20 protein-coding genes are annotated in these 19,050 nt (G+C 72.0%); 7 read left to right on the top strand and 13 right to left on the bottom strand.

Annotated features, from left to right (window positions below):
• The 4 genes from AC1MIR_RS01300 to ruvC form a co-directional block, all read right to left on the bottom strand.
• Positions 1-576, bottom strand: a 576-nt coding sequence (locus AC1MIR_RS01300) for a YbgC/FadM family acyl-CoA thioesterase (protein WP_480026383.1), incomplete at its 3' end; no start/stop codon positions are given.
• 132 nt (positions 577-708) lie between these two features.
• Positions 709-1,761 carry a Holliday junction branch migration DNA helicase RuvB gene (gene ruvB, locus AC1MIR_RS01295; protein WP_480026382.1) on the bottom strand — a complete coding sequence of 351 codons (1,053 nt, stop codon included), beginning with the start codon at positions 1,759-1,761 and terminating at the stop codon, positions 709-711.
• Positions 1,758-2,381: a Holliday junction branch migration protein RuvA gene (ruvA, locus tag AC1MIR_RS01290; RefSeq protein WP_480026381.1), complete on the bottom strand. Its 624-nt coding sequence runs from the start codon at positions 2,379-2,381 to the stop codon at positions 1,758-1,760. Before ruvA ends, ruvB begins: the two co-directional genes overlap by 4 nt.
• Positions 2,378-2,902, bottom strand: a complete 525-nt coding sequence (gene ruvC / locus AC1MIR_RS01285) for a crossover junction endodeoxyribonuclease RuvC (RefSeq protein ID WP_480026380.1) — start codon at positions 2,900-2,902, stop codon at positions 2,378-2,380. The genes ruvA and ruvC overlap by 4 nt, the downstream gene beginning before the upstream one ends.
• 108 nt (positions 2,903-3,010) lie before the next feature.
• On the opposite strand from ruvC, the gene AC1MIR_RS01280 reads away from it, so the two are divergent.
• Positions 3,011-4,252 (top strand): patatin-like phospholipase family protein, encoded by a 1,242-nt coding sequence (locus AC1MIR_RS01280; RefSeq protein WP_480026379.1) that lies wholly within the window; start codon positions 3,011-3,013, stop codon positions 4,250-4,252.
• 45 nt (positions 4,253-4,297) lie between these two features.
• On the opposite strand, the gene AC1MIR_RS01275 is transcribed toward AC1MIR_RS01280, so the two are convergent.
• A complete protein-coding gene (locus tag AC1MIR_RS01275) occupies positions 4,298-5,047 on the bottom strand; it encodes a YebC/PmpR family DNA-binding transcriptional regulator (RefSeq protein ID WP_480026378.1) in 750 nt (249 codons plus the stop codon).
• Positions 5,048-5,189: 142 nt separating this feature from the next.
• Here AC1MIR_RS01275 and AC1MIR_RS01270 point away from each other — a divergent pair, with 142 nt between their 5' ends.
• The 4 genes from AC1MIR_RS01270 to AC1MIR_RS01255 all read left to right on the top strand — a co-directional run bounded on the left by AC1MIR_RS01270 (position 5,190) and on the right by AC1MIR_RS01255 (position 9,796).
• Positions 5,190-6,716, top strand: coding sequence for a putative bifunctional diguanylate cyclase/phosphodiesterase (locus AC1MIR_RS01270; protein WP_480026377.1), 1,527 nt, complete (start codon positions 5,190-5,192; stop codon positions 6,714-6,716).
• A gap of 199 nt (positions 6,717-6,915) precedes the next feature.
• Positions 6,916-7,944 carry a Rieske 2Fe-2S domain-containing protein gene (locus tag AC1MIR_RS01265; RefSeq protein WP_480026376.1) on the top strand — a complete coding sequence of 343 codons (1,029 nt, stop codon included), beginning with the start codon at positions 6,916-6,918 and terminating at the stop codon, positions 7,942-7,944.
• 13 nt (positions 7,945-7,957) lie between these two features.
• Positions 7,958-8,974 (top strand): ABC transporter substrate-binding protein, encoded by a 1,017-nt coding sequence (locus tag AC1MIR_RS01260; RefSeq protein WP_480026375.1) that lies wholly within the window; start codon positions 7,958-7,960, stop codon positions 8,972-8,974.
• Positions 8,975-9,013: 39 nt separating this feature from the next.
• Entirely contained in the window at positions 9,014-9,796 is a 783-nt protein-coding gene (locus AC1MIR_RS01255) for an alpha/beta fold hydrolase (protein ID WP_480026374.1), read from the top strand.
• 15 nt (positions 9,797-9,811) lie between these two features.
• Here the strand turns inward: AC1MIR_RS01255 and AC1MIR_RS01250 are convergent, their stop codons facing one another.
• The 8 genes from AC1MIR_RS01250 to AC1MIR_RS01215 all read right to left on the bottom strand — a co-directional run bounded on the left by AC1MIR_RS01250 (position 9,812) and on the right by AC1MIR_RS01215 (position 17,718).
• Entirely contained in the window at positions 9,812-10,177 is a 366-nt protein-coding gene (locus AC1MIR_RS01250) for a response regulator (protein ID WP_480026373.1), read from the bottom strand.
• Positions 10,177-10,617 carry a gamma-glutamylcyclotransferase family protein gene (locus AC1MIR_RS01245; RefSeq protein WP_480026372.1) on the bottom strand — a complete coding sequence of 147 codons (441 nt, stop codon included), beginning with the start codon at positions 10,615-10,617 and terminating at the stop codon, positions 10,177-10,179. The genes AC1MIR_RS01250 and AC1MIR_RS01245 overlap by 1 nt, the downstream gene beginning before the upstream one ends.
• A 9-nt stretch (positions 10,618-10,626) precedes the next feature.
• A complete protein-coding gene (pgmG, locus tag AC1MIR_RS01240) occupies positions 10,627-12,039 on the bottom strand; it encodes a phosphoglucomutase/phosphomannomutase PgmG (protein ID WP_480026371.1) in 1,413 nt (470 codons plus the stop codon).
• 26 nt (positions 12,040-12,065) lie between these two features.
• Positions 12,066-12,935 carry a UTP--glucose-1-phosphate uridylyltransferase gene (locus AC1MIR_RS01235; RefSeq protein WP_480026370.1) on the bottom strand — a complete coding sequence of 290 codons (870 nt, stop codon included), beginning with the start codon at positions 12,933-12,935 and terminating at the stop codon, positions 12,066-12,068.
• Between the two features lie 116 nt (positions 12,936-13,051).
• On the bottom strand, positions 13,052-13,756 hold the full coding sequence (locus AC1MIR_RS01230) for a J domain-containing protein (RefSeq protein ID WP_480026369.1): 705 nt from the start codon (positions 13,754-13,756) through the stop codon (positions 13,052-13,054).
• Positions 13,757-13,759: 3 nt separating this feature from the next.
• Positions 13,760-14,464: a vWA domain-containing protein gene (locus tag AC1MIR_RS01225; RefSeq protein ID WP_480026368.1), complete on the bottom strand. Its 705-nt coding sequence runs from the start codon at positions 14,462-14,464 to the stop codon at positions 13,760-13,762.
• Positions 14,465-14,495: 31 nt separating this feature from the next.
• Entirely contained in the window at positions 14,496-16,775 is a 2,280-nt protein-coding gene (locus AC1MIR_RS01220; RefSeq protein WP_480026367.1) for an NADP-dependent malic enzyme, read from the bottom strand.
• A gap of 22 nt (positions 16,776-16,797) precedes the next feature.
• Positions 16,798-17,718, bottom strand: coding sequence for a LysR family transcriptional regulator (locus AC1MIR_RS01215; RefSeq protein ID WP_480026366.1), 921 nt, complete (start codon positions 17,716-17,718; stop codon positions 16,798-16,800).
• Positions 17,719-17,788: 70 nt separating this feature from the next.
• Here AC1MIR_RS01215 and AC1MIR_RS01210 point away from each other — a divergent pair, with 70 nt between their 5' ends.
• Positions 17,789-18,490, top strand: coding sequence for a glutathione S-transferase family protein (locus tag AC1MIR_RS01210; protein WP_480026365.1), 702 nt, complete (start codon positions 17,789-17,791; stop codon positions 18,488-18,490).
• The gene (locus AC1MIR_RS01205) at positions 18,487-18,981 is read left to right on the top strand and encodes a VOC family protein (protein WP_480026364.1); all 495 of its coding nucleotides are present in this window, start codon (positions 18,487-18,489) and stop codon (positions 18,979-18,981) included. The genes AC1MIR_RS01210 and AC1MIR_RS01205 overlap by 4 nt, the downstream gene beginning before the upstream one ends.
• The last annotated feature ends 69 nt before the right edge of the window (positions 18,982-19,050 follow it).

Below are 19,050 nucleotides of genomic sequence, written 5' to 3'. Positions count from 1 at the left end.
GTTCTGGACGTAGCCGCGATGCGCCGCCAGCAGGTCGAAGAAGACCGGGATGATGGAGGGAACCTCCCGGTGCATCATCGCCTGGGCCTCGCCGTACAAGTCGCGCCGGCGCGGGCGGGGGGCGGGGCGGGGGGGGGGGGGGGGCCGGGCCACCGGGCCCGGCTGGCGTTGTTCCAGGGCGCGCCGCCAGGGCTCGGGGATCCTGGCGGGCTTCAGGCCGTCGGCGCGCACGCAGACGAGCCCCACGATCAGCTGCGCCAGCTCCGCCTCCCCCTCCCCTTCCGCGCGCAGGACGCGCTGGTCGAGGTCCAGCGTGGCGGCGCCGAGGGCGCGAAGCCGGGTCTCGACGATCAGCGAGTCGTCGAGCCGGGCGGGGCGCACATACGCCACTTCGATGCGCCGCACCACAAGCATCGCATTGTAACGCTCCATCATAAGCGCATGCGGCAAGTGCATGGCGCGCAAGGATTCGGTCCGGGCCCGCTCCGCCCATTTCAGGTAGTTCGCGTGGTAGGCGACGCCCCCCGCATCGGTATCCTCGAAATAGACGCGCACCGCGTGGCGGTGCGCCGGCATTTCTGTGGCCTCAGGCGCCGGCGCCTGCCCCGCAGGCTTGGCTGCGCGCCTACGCACTGGCGCGCTCGCCGCGACTGTCCGCCTGTGCGCGGGGCCGCCTGCGCGGCCCGAAGGGCTGCTTTTCCAAGCGTCTCACCCCTCCCCCTCCGCCGGCGGCATCTGGGCCAGCAGGTCGAGCTGCGCGCCGAAGCCGGCCGGCGGCGTCAGGCCGAGATGCGCCCAGCCGGGCTGCCCGAGCACGCGGCCCCGCGGCGTGCGCAGCACCAGCCCCTCCTGGATCAGGAAGGGCTCGATCACCTCCTCGAGCGTGTCGCGCGATTCGGCCAGCGCCGCGGCGAGCGTCTCCACCCCCACCGGCCCGCCGCCGTGATGCTCGGCGATACGGCGCAGGTAGCGCCGGTCCTGCGCATCGAGCCCGAGCCGGTCCACCTCCAGCCGCGCCAGCGCCGCGTCCGCCATAGCCCGATCCGCCGCCCGCCCCGCAGCCTGCGCGAAGTCGCGCACCCGCCGCAGCAGCCGTCCCGCGACGCGCGGCGTGCCGCGGGAGCGCCGCGCGATCTCCAGCGCCCCGTCCTCGGCGAGCTGGAAGCCCAGCTTCTCGGCGCCGCGCCGCACGATCAGCAACAATTCGTCGACCTCGTAGAATTGCAGCCGCAACGGGATGCCGAACCGGTCGCGCAGCGGCTGGCTGAGCAGCCCCGCCCGCGTCGTCGCCCCCACCAGCGTGAAGGGGGGAAGATCGATGCGCACCGTGCGCGCCGCCGGCCCTTCCCCGATGATCAGGTCGAGACGGTAATCCTCCATCGCGGGATAGAGCGTCTCCTCGATCGCCGGTTGCAGGCGGTGGATCTCGTCCACGAAGAGCACGTCGCGCGGCTGCAGGTTGGTCAGGATCGCGGCGAGGTCGCCGGCGCGCTGCAGGATCGGCCCCGAGGTCGCGCGGAACCCCACGCCCAATTCGCGCGCCACGATCTGTGCGAGCGTGGTCTTGCCGAGGCCGGGCGGGCCGAACAGAAGCACATGGTCCAGCGCATCGCCCCGCTGCCGCGCGGCACCGACGAAGACCTCGAGATTCTCGCGCAGCGTCCGCTGCCCGATGAATTCCTTGAGTGTCTGCGGCCTGAGGCTGCCCTCGGTCGCGTCCTCCTCCTGCCGCGCGCCGGCAGTGAGCCGCTCGTCACTCATCTCGGCGCCATCTCCTTCAGCGCCTCGGTGATCAGCGCCTCGAGCGCCGCGTCCTTGCCCACGCGCTTCGCGGCGCGCGCGACGGCCGCACTCGCCTCCGGCCGCTTCATGCCGAGATTGACGAGTGCGGAGACCGCATCCGCCTCGCCGCCCTCGGGCGCGGGCACCGCCACGGCCACGCCGCCGAGCCCGTCGGCATCCGGCGTCGCGCGGCCGACCGCCCATTTCTGCATCGCCGGCTCGTCGATGATGCGATTCGCCGTGGCGGCGCCGAGGCCCTTCACCTCCGACAGCCTCTTGCGCTCCTTCGCCGCGATCGCCGCGGCGAGCTGCGCGGGCGTGAGGCCCGAGAGCACCAGCAGCGCCTTCTGCGGCCCGACCGTCTTCACCTCGATCAGCGCCCGGAAGGCCTCGCGCTCCGCCGCGTCGAAGAAGCCGAAGAGGGTGATCGCGTCCTGGCTGACGCGCGTCTCCACCAGCAGCTTCTGCGCGCCCTCCTTCGCCGTCAGCCGGTCGAGCGTCTTGCGCGAGCAGGCGACGAGATAGCCGACGCCGTTCACGTCCAGCACGCAGCCATTCTCGTGGACTGACTCGACCGTTCCGCGCAGCGACCCGATCATCCTCGCGCCCTCGTCACCGCCGCGGAATAGGCATTCCGCGTGCTGCGGTGATGCGCGTGGCAGATCGCGATGGCCAGCGCATCCGCCGCATCGGCCCGCTTGAAGGTCACGCCCGGCAGCAACTGCCGCACCATCGCCTGCACCTGCTCCTTCGCCGCATGGCCGGTGCCGACCACCGCGCGCTTCACCTCCATCGCGCCGTATTCGCGCACGACCAGCCCCGCCAGCGCCGGCGCCAGCAGCACCACGCCGCGCGCCTGGCCGAGCTTCAGCGCGCTGTCCGGGTTGCGCGCGACATAGGTGTGCTCGACCGCGGCCTCGTCCGGCGTCCATTGCGCGATCACCTCGGCCAGCCCGCGATGCAGCACCAGCAGCCGGCGCGACAGTTCCTCCGACGGCGCGGTCGAGACCACGCCATCGGCCAGGAAGCGCAGCCGGAACCCGTCATGCTCCACCAGCCCCCAGCCGGTGTGCTGCAGGCCGGGATCGAGCCCCAGGATGCGAATCGGTGCGCCCGCCATGCCCCTGCATAGACCGTGCGGCGGAGGAAAGGCATGCCCGTCCCATCCGGGCTGCACGCTCGGGCGGGCTTGGGATAGGCTCCGTTCCGATCCGGCAGGAGTGTCTCCATGCGCCACAGCTCCGCCTTCCGCCCGATTCCCGCCGCAGGCCGGCGGCGCCTGCTCGCGGCCGCCGGCGGCCTTGCCCTCGGCGCCGGCCTGTCCGGCTGCGCGCTTCCCTCGCGTGAGCCGCCGGTGCCGCGCGGGCGGACCGGAGTCGTGAGCGTGCTCGGCATACCGAATGAGCGGTTCCGATCCGACCAGGCCGGCGGCTTCGACGCCTTCGACCGGGAAGTCGTCGCGGCGCTGCAGCGCCAGGCCCGGCATCTCGGCATCACCCGCAGCTCCGAACTGCCGCCGCTCGACCTGCTCTCGATCTCCGGCGGCGGCGAGAACGGGGCCTTCGGCGCCGGCCTGATCAATGGCTGGACGGCCTATGGCGGGCGGCCGGTCTTCGACCTGGTCACCGGCGTCAGCACCGGCGCGCTGACCGCGCCCTTCGCCTTCCTCGGCAGCGACTGGGACGCGAAGCTGAAGTCGGTCTACACCGAGATCACGCCCGATCGCGTGCTCGTGCGGCGCTGGTTCACCGCCGCCCTCTGGGACGACGCGCTGGCGGACACGACACCGCTGTTCAAGACCATCTCGACCTATCTCGACGAAGCGATGATGGCCGCGATCGCGACCGGCTACGACGAAGGTCGCCTGCTGCTGGTCGGCAGCACCGACATAGACGCGCAGGTGCCGGTGATCTGGAACATCGGCGCCATCGCGAAAAGCCGCCATCCGCGCGCGCTCGAGACCGTGCGGCGGATCCTGCTCGCGTCGGCGGCCATCCCCGGCGCCTTCCCCCCGGTCCTGTTCGACGTCGAACTCGACGGCGCGCCGCACCAGGAGATGCATGTGGATGGCGGTGCCTTCGCGCAGGCCTTCCTGTATCCGGCCGCCGCCACCCGCTCCCGACGCGTCGCGCTGGCGGAGAACCGCCGGGTCACACCCGCGACCGCCTGGGTGATCCGCAACGGCCGGCTCGATCCGGAATGGGCCGACACGAGCCGCCGCACCGTGAGCATCGCCGGCCGCGCGATCGCCACCATGATCGCCGCCAGCGGTTACAACGATGTGATGCGGATGTATTTCGCCGCGCAGCGCGACGCCATCGACTTCAACCTTGCCTATATCGGCAGCGATTTCACGGTCGAATACACGGAGCCCTTCGAGCAGGCCTATATGCGCGCGCTCTACGAGTACGGCTTCGAGCGCGCCCGGCGCGGCTTCGACTGGACGCGCATCCCGCCGGGCGCGGCGTAATTCTGGTGCCACAAGCGCCGGCGCCGCCGGCCGCAACTCTCGCGGTCAGGCGGTCAGCTTCTCCATCGCGGCCTCGTCGGCCTCGAGATTGGCATAGACCTGCTGCACGTCGTCATGGTCGTCGAGCGCATCGAGCAGCTTCATCACCTCGCCCGCCTTCTCCTCGTCGAGCGTCAGCGTGGTGGAGGGCCACCATTCAAGCCGCGCCGCCTCGGCGGTGCCGAACTTCGCCTCCAGCGCATCGCGCACGGCGGCGAAATCCTCCACCGAGGTGGACACCTCGTGCCCGTCCTCGCCGCTTTCCACATCCTCGGCGCCGGCCTCGATCGCTGCTTCCAGCATGCCGTCCGCATCGGCCGTCGCGGCGGGATAGCGCAGCACGCCCTTGCGTTCGAACTGGAACGCCACCGAGTTGGTCTCACCCAGCGCCCCGCCATTCTTCGCGAAGATCGAGCGCAGGTCGCCGCCGGTGCGGTTGCGGTTGTCCGTCAGCGCCTCGACGATCACCGCGATGCCGTGCGGCCCGTAGCCCTCGTAGCGCACCTCCTCGTAGTTCTCGCCGGCCGCGCCCTGTGCGACGCGCTTGATGGCCCGGTCGATCGTGTCGCGCGTCATGTTGGCGGTCAGCGCCGTCTTCACCGCCGCGCGCAGGCGCGGGTTGTGGGCGGGGTCGGGCAGGCCGGTCTTGGCCGCGACGGTGATCTCGCGGATCAGCTTGCCATAGGCGCGGGCGCGCTTGGCGCCCTGGACCGCCTTGCGGTGCATCACGTTCTTGGCGTGGGAATGGCCGGCCATGGCCGGAGGGCTCCGTCTGTCTCTGTGCCGATCGGGTCGGCGCCCTATAGCGGCCCCCGGCCCGGCGGGGCAAATCGCCGCGCCCGCCGAATATGCGCCTTGCCTCAACCATGAGTTCATCTTCTCCGGCCATGGTGGCGCCATGGCTGGACCAACTCGCTCCGCGCCGCCCACCGAGGCGGCGCCGCTGCTCGCCGGCGCGGCCGGTTTGCTGCTGCTCGGCATGGCGGCCTGGATGCTGGCGCTCGGCCGCTCCGCCGGCCCGGACGACGCGGCGCTGCTCTCGACCGGCGCGGTCCTGCTGTTCGCCCTGGCCGGCTTCGTGCCGTTCGGCGTGCTGCGCCTCGCGCGCGCCGCCGCCCCGGCGCGGCCGGCCGAACCCGGCCTGCACGACCCGCTGACCGGGCTGCCGACCCACGCGGCGCTGCGCGCCCGGCTGGAGGAAACGGCCGCGCTGGCCAGTCGCCAGGGCTGGAAGGTCGGCGTCCTGGTCCTGAACCTGCGCCGCTTCCGCGACATCAATGCCGCGCAGGGCCGCGAGACCGGTGACGAGGCCCTGCGCCAGATCGCGCACCGCCTGCGCGCCGCCGTCCGGCTGGAGGATCCGGTCGCCCGCCTCTCCGGCGACCGCTTCGCCGTGGTGCAGACCGCGCTGCAGGACCCGGCGGATGCGTATCGCCTGGCGGAGCGCCTTGCGGCGCTGGTCGCCGAGCCGCTTGCGCTGCCCGGCGGCACGGTGCGCGCCGCTGCCGATATCGGCATCGCCATCGCCCCGGAGGACGCCGACCAGCCCTGCCAGCTGCTGACCCGTGCCGAGGATGCGCTCGCCGCCGCGCGGGGGTCGCCCGAGCCCGCCATCCTCGGCTTCGCGCCCGAGCGCGAGGCCGCGCTGCGCCGCATGCGGGAGATGGAGGCCGAGCTGCGCGACGGGATTGCGAAGGGGCAGTTCCAGCTGCACTGGCAGCCGCAGCGCCGCCTCTCGGACGGCGAGCTCCTCGGCTTCGAGGCGCTGCTGCGCTGGAACCACCCGACCCGCGGCATGGTCCCGCCCGACGCCTTCATCCCGCTGGCCGAGAAGACCGGGCTGATCGTGCCGCTCGGCGCCTGGGTGATCCGCACCGCGACCGCCGAGGCTGCCGGCTGGCCCGGCGCGCTGAAGGCCGGGGTCAACCTCTCCGCGGTCCAGCTCCGTGCCGAGGGCCTGGTGGCAACGGTGGCCGCGGCCCTCGCCGCCTCCGGCCTGCCGGCGCACCGGCTGGAGATGGAAGTCACCGAGAGCATGCTGGTCGAGGACGGGCCGCAGGCGGCCCGCGTCATCGGCGGCCTGCAGGCGCTCGGCGTGTCGGTCGCGCTCGACGATTTCGGCACCGGCTGGTCAAGCCTCGCCTATCTGCGCCGCTTCGCCTTCGACGAGCTGAAGATCGACCGCCAGTTCCTCCGCGACCTCGACGCCGACCCGCGGGTGGAGGCGGTGGTCGGCGCCATCCTCGGCATGGGGCGGGGCCTCGGGATGCGCGTGGTGGCGGAAGGCGTGGAGACGCGCGAGCAGGCGGACCGGCTGCTCGCGCTTGGCTGCGAGCGCGGCCAGGGCTGGCTGCTCGGCCGCCCCATGCCGGCCGAGCAGGCCCGCGCGCTGATCGCCGCGGAGGCGGCGCCGGTCGCCGCCTGAGCGTCGCGCCGACAGGGCGTCATCATCACCGCGCCGACTTCCAGACCGCCGCCGGATCGCCCGGGCGCGGCCCTGCCGCGAAGCGCGCCAATCGGCGCCGCTTCGCTGGGCAGCGCGCCGCCGAACGGCGCGCTGCGCACCCCGAATCCCTGGCACGCGCCTTGCTGCGCCCCCGACGCCTGCTCAGGGAGTGCCGCGCATGAAGGTCGGGGATTCACCCGCGTTCCGCCGCTTCTGGTACGTGGCGATGCCGGTCGCGAAGCTCGACGAAGGGCCGCAGCCCTTCAGCCTCTTCGGCGAGGACATGGTGATCTGGCGCGCCGCCGACGGCAGCCTCTCCGCGCTCAAGGACGAATGCTGCCACCGCGCCGCGAAGCTCTCGCTCGGCGAGGTGATCGGCAATGCGATCCAATGCCCCTATCACGGCTGGCAGTTCGGCGCCGACGGGCATTGCACCGCGATCCCGCAGCGCCCCGGCCTGACGCCCGAGATCGCCGCGCGGGCCTTCGTGAAGCGCTACCACGTCGCGATCCGCTACGACTATGTCTGGGTCGCGGTGGAAGACCCGGTGATGGACATCCCGCACCTGCCGGAATTCGGCGCGCCGGGCTTCCGCTTCATCGACTGCTTCCACGAGGTCTGGGACATGTCGCTGTTCCGCCTCGCCGACAACTTCTTCGACCTCGCGCATGTCGCCTTCGTGCATCGCGACACCCAGGGCGACATCACCAACCCCGTCCCGCCCGCCGAGGATGTGGAGGAGTTCGAGTTCGGCATCGTCTCCAAGGCGATCGTGCCGGTGGCCAACCGCAAGGTCGGGCAGGACTACACCGGCATCAAGCAGGAGAAGACGGTGCGCGACCGCACCGCCACCTGGTGGGCGCCCTGCACGCGCAAGCTGCACATCAGGTTCCCGAACGGCGTCGAGCACATCATCTTCACCGCCGGCACGCCGCTGGCCGACAAGAAGCTGATCTTCACCCAGTTCTGCATCAGGAACGACACCGAAGAGCAGGTGCCCGCCGCCGCGGCCATCGCGCATGACCGCAAGGTGACGCTCGAGGACAAGTTCATCCTGGAGAGCACGCGCGCCGACGTGCCGATCATGCCGTGGGAGGCGCCGGAAGCCGGCATGCCCTGCGACAAGGCGAACAACATGGCGCGCAAGAAGCTGCGCGAGATCGTCGAGCGCTTCGGCGGCGCGCCGATGGCCCAGGCCGCCGAGTGAAGGAGACATGCCGATGATCTTCCGTCGCGCCGCGCTCGCCGCCGGCCTCGCCACCCTCGCCGCGCCGGGCGTCCTCCGCGCCCAGCCGCGCAGCCTGCGCTTCACCCTGGACTGGGCGCTCGGCGGCTCCTCCGCCTTCGCCATCGCCGCCGACCGCCGCGGCTTCTTCCGCGACGAGGGGATCGACGCGCGCATCAGCCGCGGCTTCGGATCGGGTCGCGTGCCGGTGGATATCGGCGGCGGCGCCTATGAGATGGGCTTCGGCGACTTCTCCTCCATGGCGAAATTCGCCGCCGAGAACCCGCAGGTCGGCATGGTGTGCGTGCTGATGGTCTTCGACGGCCTGCCGCTCGTCGCCGTCGCGCGCGGCGACGGGCCGATCCGCACGCCGAAGGATCTGGAAGGCCGCCACCTCGCCGCGCCGGAAGGCGATGCGGGGCGGCAGATGTTCCCCGTCTTCGCCGATTTCGCGGGCTTCAATGCGAACAGCGTGCGCTGGACCAGCGTCTCGCCGCAGCTGCGCGAGCCGATGCTGGTGCGCGGCCAGGTGGATGCGATCACCGGCTTCGTCAGCTCCACGGTGATCAGCCTGAAGGGCCTCGGCATGCCGGAGGAGCGGCAGGTGATCATGCGCTACCGCGATGTCGGCGTGCCGCTCTACTCCAACTGCGTGATGACGACGCGCCGCTACGCCGAGGCGAACCCGGAGATCGTGCGCGGCGTGGTGCGCGCCATCACCCGCGGCGTGCGGCTGATGGTCGCCGACCCCGCCGCCGCCACCGCCTCCGTGAAGGAGATCGAGCCCCTGCTCGACCTCCCGCTCGAGACCGAACGCGCGCAGTTGGTGGTGCGGGAGATGGTCATGACCGACCATGTCCGCCGCGCCGGCCTCTCCGCCGTGGAGCGCGGGCGGATGGCGGAAGGGATCGAGATCCTCTCCCGCGTGCAGTCCTTCCCGCGCAAGCCGACCGTGGAGGAACTCTACACCGACGCCTACCTCCCGGCTGCCGCCGACCGCGCGATGTCGTAGCCGGGCTGCCGGCGGCCGCGATCCGCGCTAATCCAGCGCATGATCGAAGCGGTCGCCACGCTGCCGGACACGCGCCTTGCCTACTGGGACACCGGCGGGCCCGGCGAGCCCGTGCTGCTGCTGCATCCCGGCACCGGCAGCCTGGAGATCTGGGAGCATCAGCGCCCGGCGCTGGCCGCCGCCGGCTATCGCGCCATCGGCTATTCGCGCCGCGGGCATCGCGGCTCCGATCCCGGCAGCGCGGAGGCGCCTGGCACCGGCAGCGGTGACCTCGCGGCACTGCTCGACCATCTCGGCATCGCGCGCTGCCATCTGGTCGGCGCGGCGGCGGGCGGCATCGTCGCGCTGGACTTCGCGCTGTCCCATGCGCGCCGCCTGCTGAGTCTGACGCTGTCCTGCTCCATCCTCGGCATCACCGATGCTGACTATGCCGCGGCGAGCGAGCGGCTGCGCCCGCCCGGCTTCGCCGCCATGCCGCCCGAGTTCCGCGAGCTCGGCCCGAGCTACCGCGCCGCCAACCCCGCGGGCGTTGCGCGCTGGCTGGAGCTCGAGCATCGCGCGATCCCGCGCCGACAGCTGCGCCAGCCCACTTCGAACCGCATCACCTTCGCCGCGCTGCGCGGCCTCGACCTGCCCTGCCTGCTGATGACTGGCGATGCCGATCTCTGGATGCCGCCATCGCTGCTGCGGCAGGTCGCCCGGCATCTTCCGCGCGGCGAGATGCGGGTGATCGCCGAGGCCGGGCATTCGGCGCATTGGGAGCAGCCGGCGGCCTTCAACGCGACGCTGCTCGATTTCCTCGGCCGCAACCGGGCGGCATAGCGCCGCCGGCCGCCTTCACGCCGCCTGGCGGCAGAGCCGGCCGAGGACGGAGGTCAGCTCCGCCGGGTCATAGGGCTTGGCCAGCACCGCTGCATCCTGGTGACCCGCCGGCAGTCCGGCCGCGCCGTAGCCGGTGGCGATCACATAGGGGATGCCCCGGGCGGCCAAAGCGTCCGCGACCGGCGTCGAGGTCTCGCCCGCCAGGTTAAGATCCAGCACCACGGCATCCGGCCGCTCCTGATCGAGCAGGGCCAGCGCCTCCTCCACCGTCGCGGCGGGGCCCATCACGCCGAAGCCGGCATCGACCAGTGCGTCCTCCACCAGCATGGCGACCAGTGCCTCGTCCTCAACCACCATGACCTTGTGCGGACCACGCAGCATCAGACCCCCCTCGCCGACGCGCGGCGATGCTCGGATGCCTGTAGCCCGCCCAAGCATTCAAGGCCGCTCACATTATCGCGCGGCAGGGTTGCAAGGCCCACCGGGCGCCAGAACACTGCTGGTTCGGCGCGGCGGCGCGCCGCCATCCAGGCCCGCGCCCGCCGCGGCCCGAAGCGCGTGGCGACGCGCACCGGACGCAGCGCGTAGCTCGCGCCTTCATAGGCCGCGAGCCGGCGGAAGGCCTCTGCCCCAAGGCGCATGAGCAGCAGCCCCGCCACCTCCCCGCTTCCCTCGACCAGGGTGGGATAGGGCGTTCCGCGCAGCCGCACCCGCCGGTGGCCCCCCAGCCGCGCCGGGATCGCCCGGCGCAGCGGGGCGCGCCCGGCGAAGCGCGCGAAGGTCGCGGGGTCGAGCAGCGTCCCGTAGAGGAACACGGCCACGCCCGGACCTCAGTGGCCGGCGTTCGCGCCCGAGAAATCCGGCGCCGCCAGCCCGGACGCCTCCACCTGGCGGGCGATCTGGGCCTTCAGCCGCCCGAGCCCGGCCTCCGTCGTCGCCTCGGCGCGCGCCACCAGCACCGCCTGGGTGTTGGAGGCGCGAAGCAGCCACCAGCCATCCTCGGTCAGCACCCGCACCCCGTCCACGTCCTGCACCTTGGCGCCTTCGGCCGCGAGGCGGTCCTTCACCTCCTGCACCACCGCGAATTTGCGGGTGTCGGGGCAGTCGAAGCGCAGTTCCGGCGTGTTGATCACCTGCGGCAGCGCGGCGCGCACGGCGGAGAGCTTCCCCTGCATCCGCGCGACGATGCCGAGCAGCCGCACCGCCGAATAGGGCGCATCGTCGAAGCCGTACCACTTGTCGGCGAAGAAGATGTGCCCCGACATCTCGCCCGCCAGCGGGCTGCCCGTCTCGGCCATCTTCGCCTTGATCAGCGAATGGCCGGTCTTCCACATCAGCGGGTTGCCACCGGCCTTGGCGATCTCGTCGAACAAGACCTGGCTCGCCTTGACGTCCGCGATGATCGTGCCGCCCGGCTTCGCCTTCAGCACGTCGCGGGACAACACGATCATCAGCTGGTCGCCGAACAGGATGTGCCCCTCGTCGTCCACCACGCCGATCCGGTCGCCGTCGCCGTCGAAGGCGATGCCGAGATCGGCCTTCTCCCGCGCCACCTCGGCGATGATCTGCTCGAGGTTCTTGGCCACCGTCGGGTCCGGGTGGTGCGCCGGGAAGGTGCCGTCGATCGTGCCGTTGATGACGAAATGCGTCCCCGGCAGCCGGGCGACGAGCTTCTTCACGATCTCCGCCGAGGAGCCGTTGCCCGGATCCCAGACCACGCGCAACGCGCGCTCGCCGCCGTCCCAGTCCTCCAGCACGCGCGAGACGTACTGCTCGGAGATGTCCACATGGTGGTCGGAGCCGACGGCGGAGGGCACCACGTCGCCTTCCGCGGCCATCCGGCCGATCTCCTGGATCTGCTTGCCGAAGAAGGGCTTCTTCCCCAGCATCATCTTGAAGCCGTTGTAGTTCGGCGGGTTGTGGCTGCCCGTGACCATCACCGCGCCGTCGGCCTGCAGCGCATAGGCCGCGTAGTAGAGCATCGGCGTCGGCCCGCAGCCGATCCGCGCCACCTCCAGCCCGCAGGCGCGCAGGCCCGCGACCAGCTGCGCCTCCATCTCCGGCGAGGACAGGCGGCCGTCATAGCCGACCGCGACCTTCGTCCCGCCGCCACGCGAGACGATCGAGCCGAAGCAGCGCCCGATGGCGAAGGCATCCTCGGGGTGCAGCGTCTGCCCCACGATGCCGCGGATGTCGTATTCGCGCAGCGAGGTCGGGTCGAAGCTGTGGTGGAAGGCCGTCATCTGCTGATCCGCTCCGGTCTCGCCGCTCAGGCGTATTTCTTGAGGATGCTCTGCATGGCCGGCGCCATGTCGTCGCGCTCCAGGGCGAAGGCGACCTGCGCCTCCAGGTAGCCCTCCTTGGAGCCGCAGTCGAAGCGCCGGCCCTCGTAGCGCAGGCCGTGGAAGGGCTGGCTCCCGATCAGCTTCGCCATGCTGTCCGTCAGCTGGATCTCGCCGCCCGCGCCCTTCTCCATCTTCGACAGATGCGCCATCACCTCCGGCATCAGCACGTAGCGCCCGATGACGGTGAGGTTGGAAGGCGCCTTCTCGACCGGCGGCTTCTCCACCAGGCCCTTCACCTCGACCAGCTTGCCCGTCGTCGCGCCCGGCGCGATCACGCCGTAGCGCGAGACATGCTCCTTCGGCACCTCCTCGATCGCCACGACATTGCCGCCGGTCGCGGCATAGGCCTCGGCGAGCTGCGCCATGCAGGACGTCCCGCAAAGCATCAGGTCGTCCGGCAGCAGGATGGCGAAGGGGTCGTCCTGCACGAAGTTGCGCGCACACCAGATCGCGTGGCCGAGCCCGAGCGGCACCTGCTGGCGGGTGGAGACGATGGAGCCCGGCGGCAGCCCCTGCGCGCGGAGCAGTTCCAGCTCCCGCACCTTGTTGCGCTCGGCCAGGGTGCGCTCCAGCTCGTACGGCACGTCGAACTGGTCCACCAGCATGGTCTTGCCGCGCCCCGTGACGAAGCAGAACTGCTCGATGCCGGCCGCGCGCGCCTCCTCCACCGCATACTGGATCAGCGGCTTGTCCACGACCGGCAGCATTTCCTTCGGCATCTGCTTGGTCGCGGGCAGGAAACGCGTGCCGAGGCCCGCGACGGGCAGCACGGCCTTGCGGAGAGGCTTTGGCACCGGTGGTCTTCCCTGGCGATTTCGGCCGGCACAACTGCCACGGACGGCCCGGAGCGTCCACCTGCGCGGCGCGAGGCAGGCGACGGACCGGCGTGCCGTGCTTCGGGCGGGCCTGTTCAGCCCAGCAGCACGTCCCGCGCCTCGTTCAGCCGGGCCGCGAGCCAGTCGGAGCCGCCCTGGTCGGGGTGGTTGGCCCGCATCAGCCGCCGATGGGCGGTGCGGATCGCCGCCTCGTCGGCGCCCTCGGACAGGCCGAGCACCGCCAGCGCCTCCTCCCGCGTCATCGGGCCGCTGGAGGGCCGACCGGGCGGGGGTCGGCGGCGGGCATCCTCGCGCCAATCGGCATGGGCGCGGTCGAGCCAGGCCTCCAGCAGCGGCACGCCCTCGGGGTCGCGGGCCGAGAGCTCGGCCAGCAGGTCGAGCAGCAGCCCCTGGTCGAGCTCGCCCAGGTCGCGCCCGGCGAAGCGCCCGGCCTTCACCCGGCCGAACATCTGACCGCTGTCGTGATCGAGCCCCATGGCGAGATACTCGGTCTCGACATCGCTGGCCTGGCCGCTGCTGGCCTGGCCGCCGCGGGCGAAGGTGCGGGCGGCGCGGATGCCCTGGATCCAGCGCCAGAGCATCGGGCCGAACAGCGCCAGCGCCCACAAGGCCTGCGGCCCGCGCCCGGATGCCAGCAGCGCGACCAGCAGCACCGCGCCCAGCAGCCCGCCGCCCCAGATCGCGGCCGACTTGACCTGCGCCGGCTTGGCATCGGCGAAGGCGCGCAGCAGGGCCAGCACCAGCAGCAGCGCGATCAGCCCGACGATGAGATAGGCCACGGCTCAGCGCGCCTTCGGTGCCGGCAGCTGCCCGGCGATCTGCCGCGCCGAGGCCGAGGTCAGCCGCACCAGGGCCTGCCGCCCGCCGGCGGCGAAGACCGCCACCGCCCGCAGCAGGTCGCGCAGCGTGCCCGCGCTGGCGCTGTCGAAGGGCGCCCAGGCGCCGCCCGACAGCTTCGCGATCTGGCGGAAGGCATTGCCGGCAACGGGGTTCTGCCCCTCCTGGAAGCAGAAGACCGGCGTGCCGCGCAGGCCGAGCTCGCCCGCCACATGGCAGATCGGGTCCACATCCTCCTCCAGCGCATCGCCGATCAGGATCACGGCGTTGACCTTCTCGCGCAGCGATTCGTCGCGGGCATGCCTGAGGGTGCGCAGGATCTGGGTGTGGCCGCCGAGGCAGGAGACGCCCGTCATCCGCCGCGCAAGCTCGTCGGCATTGGTCAGGAAGGGGGTGGCGGCGAATTCGTTGAAGCCGCGGTAATAGGCGAGCGAGACGGCCAGCCCGCCGACATCCTTCACCGCCATGAACATCTCGCCCTGCAGCTGGCAGGCGCGGTCCCAGCTCGGCTGCCGGGACGCGGTGGCGTCCATGGCGAAGATCAGCCGACCGGGCTTGCCCGACGCCGGGCGAATGGCGGGCATGGACGCCACCTTGTCGAGGAAGGCGGCGACTGCGGGGTTCTTCTTCTGCTCCGGCAGGTTGGCCATGAGGGGGATGTGGTTGCGTGGCGCGGCCGCGTCAGCCCCCCGCCTTCAGGCCGTTCGCCTGCGCCGCCGCCAGCGCGGTCATGTTCACGATGCCCCGCGCCGTCACGGACGGCACCAGCACATGGATCGGCTTCGCCATGCCCAGCAGGATCGGCCCGACCTGCAGCCCCTCGGCGGCGGCCTTCAGCAGGTTGAAGGCGATGTTGGCCGCGTCCAGGCTCGGCATCACCAGCAGGTTCGCCGCATCCGTCAGGCGCGAATCGGCCACCGCCCGGTCGCGGATCGCCGGCACCAGCGCCGCATCGGCATGCATCTCGCCATCCACCTCGAAATCCGGCTCCCGCGCCCGCAGCAGCTTGAGCGCGGCGCGCATCTTCGCGGCACTCGGCGCGCCCGAGGCGCCGAAGGAGGAATGGCTCAGCAGCGCCGCCTTGGGGGTGATGCCGAAGGCGCGGATCTGCTCGGCCGCGAGCAGCGTCATGTCGGCGATCTGCTCGGGCGTCGGGTCCACGGTCAGGTGGGTGTCCACGAAGAACAGGTGCCCCGCCGGCAGGATCAAGGCCGAGAGCGCATAGACGCGCGCGACCTCGGCCCGTTTTCCGATCACGTTGTAGGCGTTCTGCCAATGCGTGAACCAGTCGCCACTGCCGCCGCAGAGCGCGGCATCGGCCTGCCCGGCCGCGAGCAGCAGCGCCGCCGCGGCGGTCTGCCGGGTGCGCAGCCGCCGCTCGGCGGAATCGGGCGGCACGCCGCGCCTGCCGACCAGGCGCTGATAGAGCGGCAGGAACGGGTCGAACACCGCATGGTCGGTGGCCGGGTCGAGCACGCGGACCGATTCCGAAAGGTCCATCCGCAGGCCCATCGCCGCCGCGCGGGCCGCGATGGCCTCCCGCCTTCCGATCAGGATCGGCTCCGCGAGGCCCTCGTCGAGCACGGTCTGCACGGCGCGCAGCGTCCGTTCGTCCTCGCCCTCGGCGAAGACCACGCGGGCCAGGTTGCGCCGCGCCACCTCGAAGACCGGGCGCATCAGGTTGCCGGAGCGGAAGACGAAGCGCTCCAGCTCGTGGCGGTATTTCGCGAGATCCTCCAGCGGCCGGCGCGCCACGCCCGATGCCGCCGCCGCGCGCGCCACCGCCGGCGCGATCTCCAGGATCAGCCGCGGGTCGAAGGGCTTCGGGATGATGTAGTCGGGGCCGAAGACCGGCGCCTGGCCGCCATAGGCTGCGGCGACCACCTCGCTCGCCTCCATCCGCGCCAGCGCCGCGATGGCGTCCGCCGCGGCGACCTTCATCGCCTCGTTGATCGTCGTCGCGCCGGCATCCAGCGCGCCGCGGAAGATGAAGGGGAAGCAGAGGACGTTGTTGACCTGGTTCGGGTAGTCGGTGCGGCCCGTCGCGACGATCGCATCCGGCCGCGCGGCGCGCACGGCTTCCGGCAGGATCTCGGGCTCCGGGTTGGCCAGCGCGAGCACCAGCGGCTTGCGCGCCAGCTTGTGCAGCCATTCGGCCTTCAGCACCCGCGGCGCCGAGAGGCCGAGGAAGATGTCCGCCCCTTCCAGCACCTCCTCCAGGGTCCGCGCGGCGGTGTCCTGCGCATAGGCCGCCTTGAAGGGATCGGTGTTCGGGCGGCCCTTCCAGACCACGCCGTCGATGTCGCAGATGGTGACGTTCTCGCGCCGGAGCCCCATCGCCACCAGCAGGTCGAGGCAGGCGATCGCCGCCGCGCCGCCGCCGGTGTTGACCACGCGCACCTGATCGAGCGTCTTGCCCTGCAGCAGCAGCCCGTTGCGCACCGCGGCGGCGACGATGATGGCGGTGCCGTGCTGGTCGTCGTGGAAGACCGGGATCTTCATCCGCTCGCGCAGCGTCCGCTCGATCGCGAAGCACTCGGGCGCCTTGATGTCCTCGAGGTTGATCGCGCCGAAGGAGGGCTCGAGCGCGGCCACCGCCTCGATGAAGCGGTCGGGGTCGCGCTCGTCCACCTCGAGGTCGATCGAATCGATGCCGGCGAACTTCTTGAAGAGGACGGCCTTGCCCTCCATCACCGGCTTGCCCGCCAGCGCGCCGATGGCGCCGAGCCCGAGCACGGCCGTGCCGTTCGAGATCACCGCGACGAGGTTGCCGCGGGCGGTGTAGTCCCAGGCCTTGTCGGGATCCTTCGCGATCTCCTCGCAGGCCGCCGCCACGCCGGGGCTGTAGGCCAGCGACAGGTCGCGCTGCGTCGCCATGCGCTTGGTCGGCTCGACCGAGAGTTTCCCCGGCCGCGGCAGCCGGTGGTAGTCGAGCGCTGCCTTGCGGAAATCCTCGTCCATGCCCGGCACCTCCGCCGCCAGACTAGGCGGGATCGTCGGCGGAGGCGACCTCGCTCCCCTCCAGCATCGGCCTGAGCGGGCGCAGATGCGCGGCCAGCGCCTCCACGAAGGCGCGCAGCTGCGGCTCCTCGCGCAGCGCCTCGCGTACCACCAGCCAGAGATCGCCGCCGAGCTCGGGTTGCGGCGGGAAGCAGCGGAGCAGCCCCGGCGTCCGGTCGCCGATCATGCAGGGCAGGGCCGCGAGGCAGAGGCCGGAGGCCACGGCGGCGGCGATGTTGGTCAGGCTGTCGCTGCGCGAGACCACCTCGACGCCGGCCACCGCCTCCACCGCCTTGAGGCCCCGGGCATGGGCGATGCCCCCCTCCCCGCCCATCACCGCATGGCCCGAGAGGTCCCCGAGGCTGCGCGGCAGCGCGCGGCGGGCGGCGTAGGCCCGCGTGCCATAGACGGTCCAGCCCAGGCCGCAGATGCGCCGCGCCGCGACGCCGGCGGTCTCGGGCTGCGGGCCGGCGCGCAGCGCGACATCGGCCTCGCCGCGCCCGACCGCGAGCTTCCGGTCCGCCACGATCAGGTCCACCCGCACCTCCGGTTGCGCTTCACGGAAGCGGGCGAGGAAGGGCGTGAGCATGGCGTTGGCCAGGGATTCGGCCGCCGTGACCCGCAGCCGGCCGGTCAGGCGCCGGCGGTCGGCCTGCACGGCGGCCTGCAGGGCGGCGATCTCGGCCTCCACGCGCTCGGCCAGCACCAGGAAGCGGCCGCCTGCCTCGGTCAGGCGGTAGCCGGCCTGGCGCCGCTCGAACAGGCGCGCGCCGGTCGCCGCCTCCAGCGCGGCGACGCGGCGGGCGCAGGTGGTCTGGTTCACCCCGAGCTCCCGCGCCCCGGCCAGCGTGCTGCCGCCGCGGGCGACCGCCAGGAAGTGCCGCAGGTCGTCCCAGTCGCGCATCGCCACACTCTGCAATTTTGCCGAACGGCACTGCAAGGTCTCTGCTTCCGGCGGCGGCAAGGATGCTGTCATGTCCCGCCGTCCAATCGAGGGAGGACATTCCATGAAGCTCTATTTCTTCGACGGCTCCACCACCTGCCGCCCGATCATGATGTTCGCGACCGAGGCGGGGCTCGCGATCGAGACCGTGCCGGTGAACCTGTTCGCCGGCGAACACATGCAGGACGCCTATACGGCCATCAACCCGAACCAGCTGATCCCGGTGCTGGAGGAGGCGGACGGCCATCGGCTGTATGAAAGCTCGGCGATCCTGAAATACCTGGCCGACGTCTCGAAGCACGCGGCCTGGCCGGCCGATGCGCGCGCGCGGGCGGCGGTGAATGCACGGATGGACTGGTTCAACACGGCCTTCTACCGGAATTTCGGCTACGGCTACGTCTATCCGCAGGTGCTTTCCTACATGGCGTGGGAGGACCCGGCGATGCAGGCGGCCTCCCTGGCCAAGGCGAAGGCCGCATCCGAGCGCCTGTTCGGCATCCTGAACGACACCATGCTGACGGACGCCGCGCCGTTCCTGGGCGGCAGCCAGCCCGACCTGTCCGACTACATGGGCGTCGCCTTCGCCACGATCGGAGAATTGGTGGGCTGGGACTATTCCCGCTGGCCGCGGGTCGAGCGCTGGATCGCCGCGATGAAGGCGCGGCCGGGCTGGAAGCCGAACAATGGCGGCTTCGAGGGCTGGCGCGATTCGCTGCGGGGGCAGGCGGCATGAGCAACCCGGCCTCCATGTTCCACCACGTCGCTTATCGCTGCCGCGATTCCGAGGCGACGCGCGCCTTCTACGAGGATTTCCTGGGCATGCCGCTGGCGCAGGCCTTCGAGATCAAGCGCACCGCGACGGGGCGGGACGCCTCCGTGCTGCACAGCTTCTACCGGCTGAAGGACGGCAGCTACCTGGCCTTCTTCGAGGTTCCCGACGGCGCCTTCGACTTCAAGACGCAGCACGACTTCGACCTGCATGTCGCGATGGAGACGACGCCGGAGGAGCTGCAGGCCGTGCTGGCGCGGGCGAAGGCCGCGGGGATGGAGGCGCGCGGCCCGTCCGACCACGGGATCATGCACTCGATCTACCTGCGCGACCCGAACGGCTATGTCGTCGAGCTGGCGGCGAAGACGCCGAACCACGACGCCGACATGGACCCGGCGAAGAACGGCGCGCGCGCGACGCTCGACGCCTGGACGCGGCGGAAGGCGGCGGCCTGAGCCCTCGGCGGGGGGGGCGCGCGCGGCGGGCGCGCGCCCCCCCCCCCCCGCCGGCGCCGGGGCGCGCCG

The sequence above is a fragment of the Falsiroseomonas sp. RANM36 genome, assembly GCF_056682175.1.
Note: the sequence above shows the minus strand (reverse complement) of the source record. Positions and strands in the feature narration are given on the sequence as shown.

Excerpts from the sequence above, each read along its gene's own strand:
- ruvB (WP_480026382.1), bottom strand. The coding sequence starts at position 1,761 with ATGAGTGACGAGCGGCTCACTGCCGGCGCGCGGCAGGAGGAGGACGCG.
- ruvA (WP_480026381.1), bottom strand. The coding sequence starts at position 2,381 with ATGATCGGGTCGCTGCGCGGAACGGTCGAGTCAGTCCACGAGAATGGC.
- ruvC (WP_480026380.1), bottom strand. The coding sequence starts at position 2,902 with ATGGCGGGCGCACCGATTCGCATCCTGGGGCTCGATCCCGGCCTGCAG.
- AC1MIR_RS01280 (WP_480026379.1), top strand. The coding sequence starts at position 3,011 with ATGCGCCACAGCTCCGCCTTCCGCCCGATTCCCGCCGCAGGCCGGCGG.
- AC1MIR_RS01275 (WP_480026378.1), bottom strand. The coding sequence starts at position 5,047 with ATGGCCGGCCATTCCCACGCCAAGAACGTGATGCACCGCAAGGCGGTC.
- AC1MIR_RS01270 (WP_480026377.1), top strand. The coding sequence starts at position 5,190 with ATGGCTGGACCAACTCGCTCCGCGCCGCCCACCGAGGCGGCGCCGCTG.
- AC1MIR_RS01265 (WP_480026376.1), top strand. The coding sequence starts at position 6,916 with ATGAAGGTCGGGGATTCACCCGCGTTCCGCCGCTTCTGGTACGTGGCG.
- AC1MIR_RS01260 (WP_480026375.1), top strand. The coding sequence starts at position 7,958 with ATGATCTTCCGTCGCGCCGCGCTCGCCGCCGGCCTCGCCACCCTCGCC.
- AC1MIR_RS01255 (WP_480026374.1), top strand. The coding sequence starts at position 9,014 with ATGATCGAAGCGGTCGCCACGCTGCCGGACACGCGCCTTGCCTACTGG.
- AC1MIR_RS01250 (WP_480026373.1), bottom strand. The coding sequence starts at position 10,177 with ATGCTGCGTGGTCCGCACAAGGTCATGGTGGTTGAGGACGAGGCACTG.
- pgmG (WP_480026371.1), bottom strand. The coding sequence starts at position 12,039 with ATGACGGCCTTCCACCACAGCTTCGACCCGACCTCGCTGCGCGAATAC.
- AC1MIR_RS01225 (WP_480026368.1), bottom strand. The coding sequence starts at position 14,464 with ATGGCCAACCTGCCGGAGCAGAAGAAGAACCCCGCAGTCGCCGCCTTC.
- AC1MIR_RS01220 (WP_480026367.1), bottom strand. The coding sequence starts at position 16,775 with ATGGACGAGGATTTCCGCAAGGCAGCGCTCGACTACCACCGGCTGCCG.
- AC1MIR_RS01215 (WP_480026366.1), bottom strand. The coding sequence starts at position 17,718 with ATGCGCGACTGGGACGACCTGCGGCACTTCCTGGCGGTCGCCCGCGGC.
- AC1MIR_RS01210 (WP_480026365.1), top strand. The coding sequence starts at position 17,789 with ATGTCCCGCCGTCCAATCGAGGGAGGACATTCCATGAAGCTCTATTTC.
- AC1MIR_RS01205 (WP_480026364.1), top strand. The coding sequence starts at position 18,487 with ATGAGCAACCCGGCCTCCATGTTCCACCACGTCGCTTATCGCTGCCGC.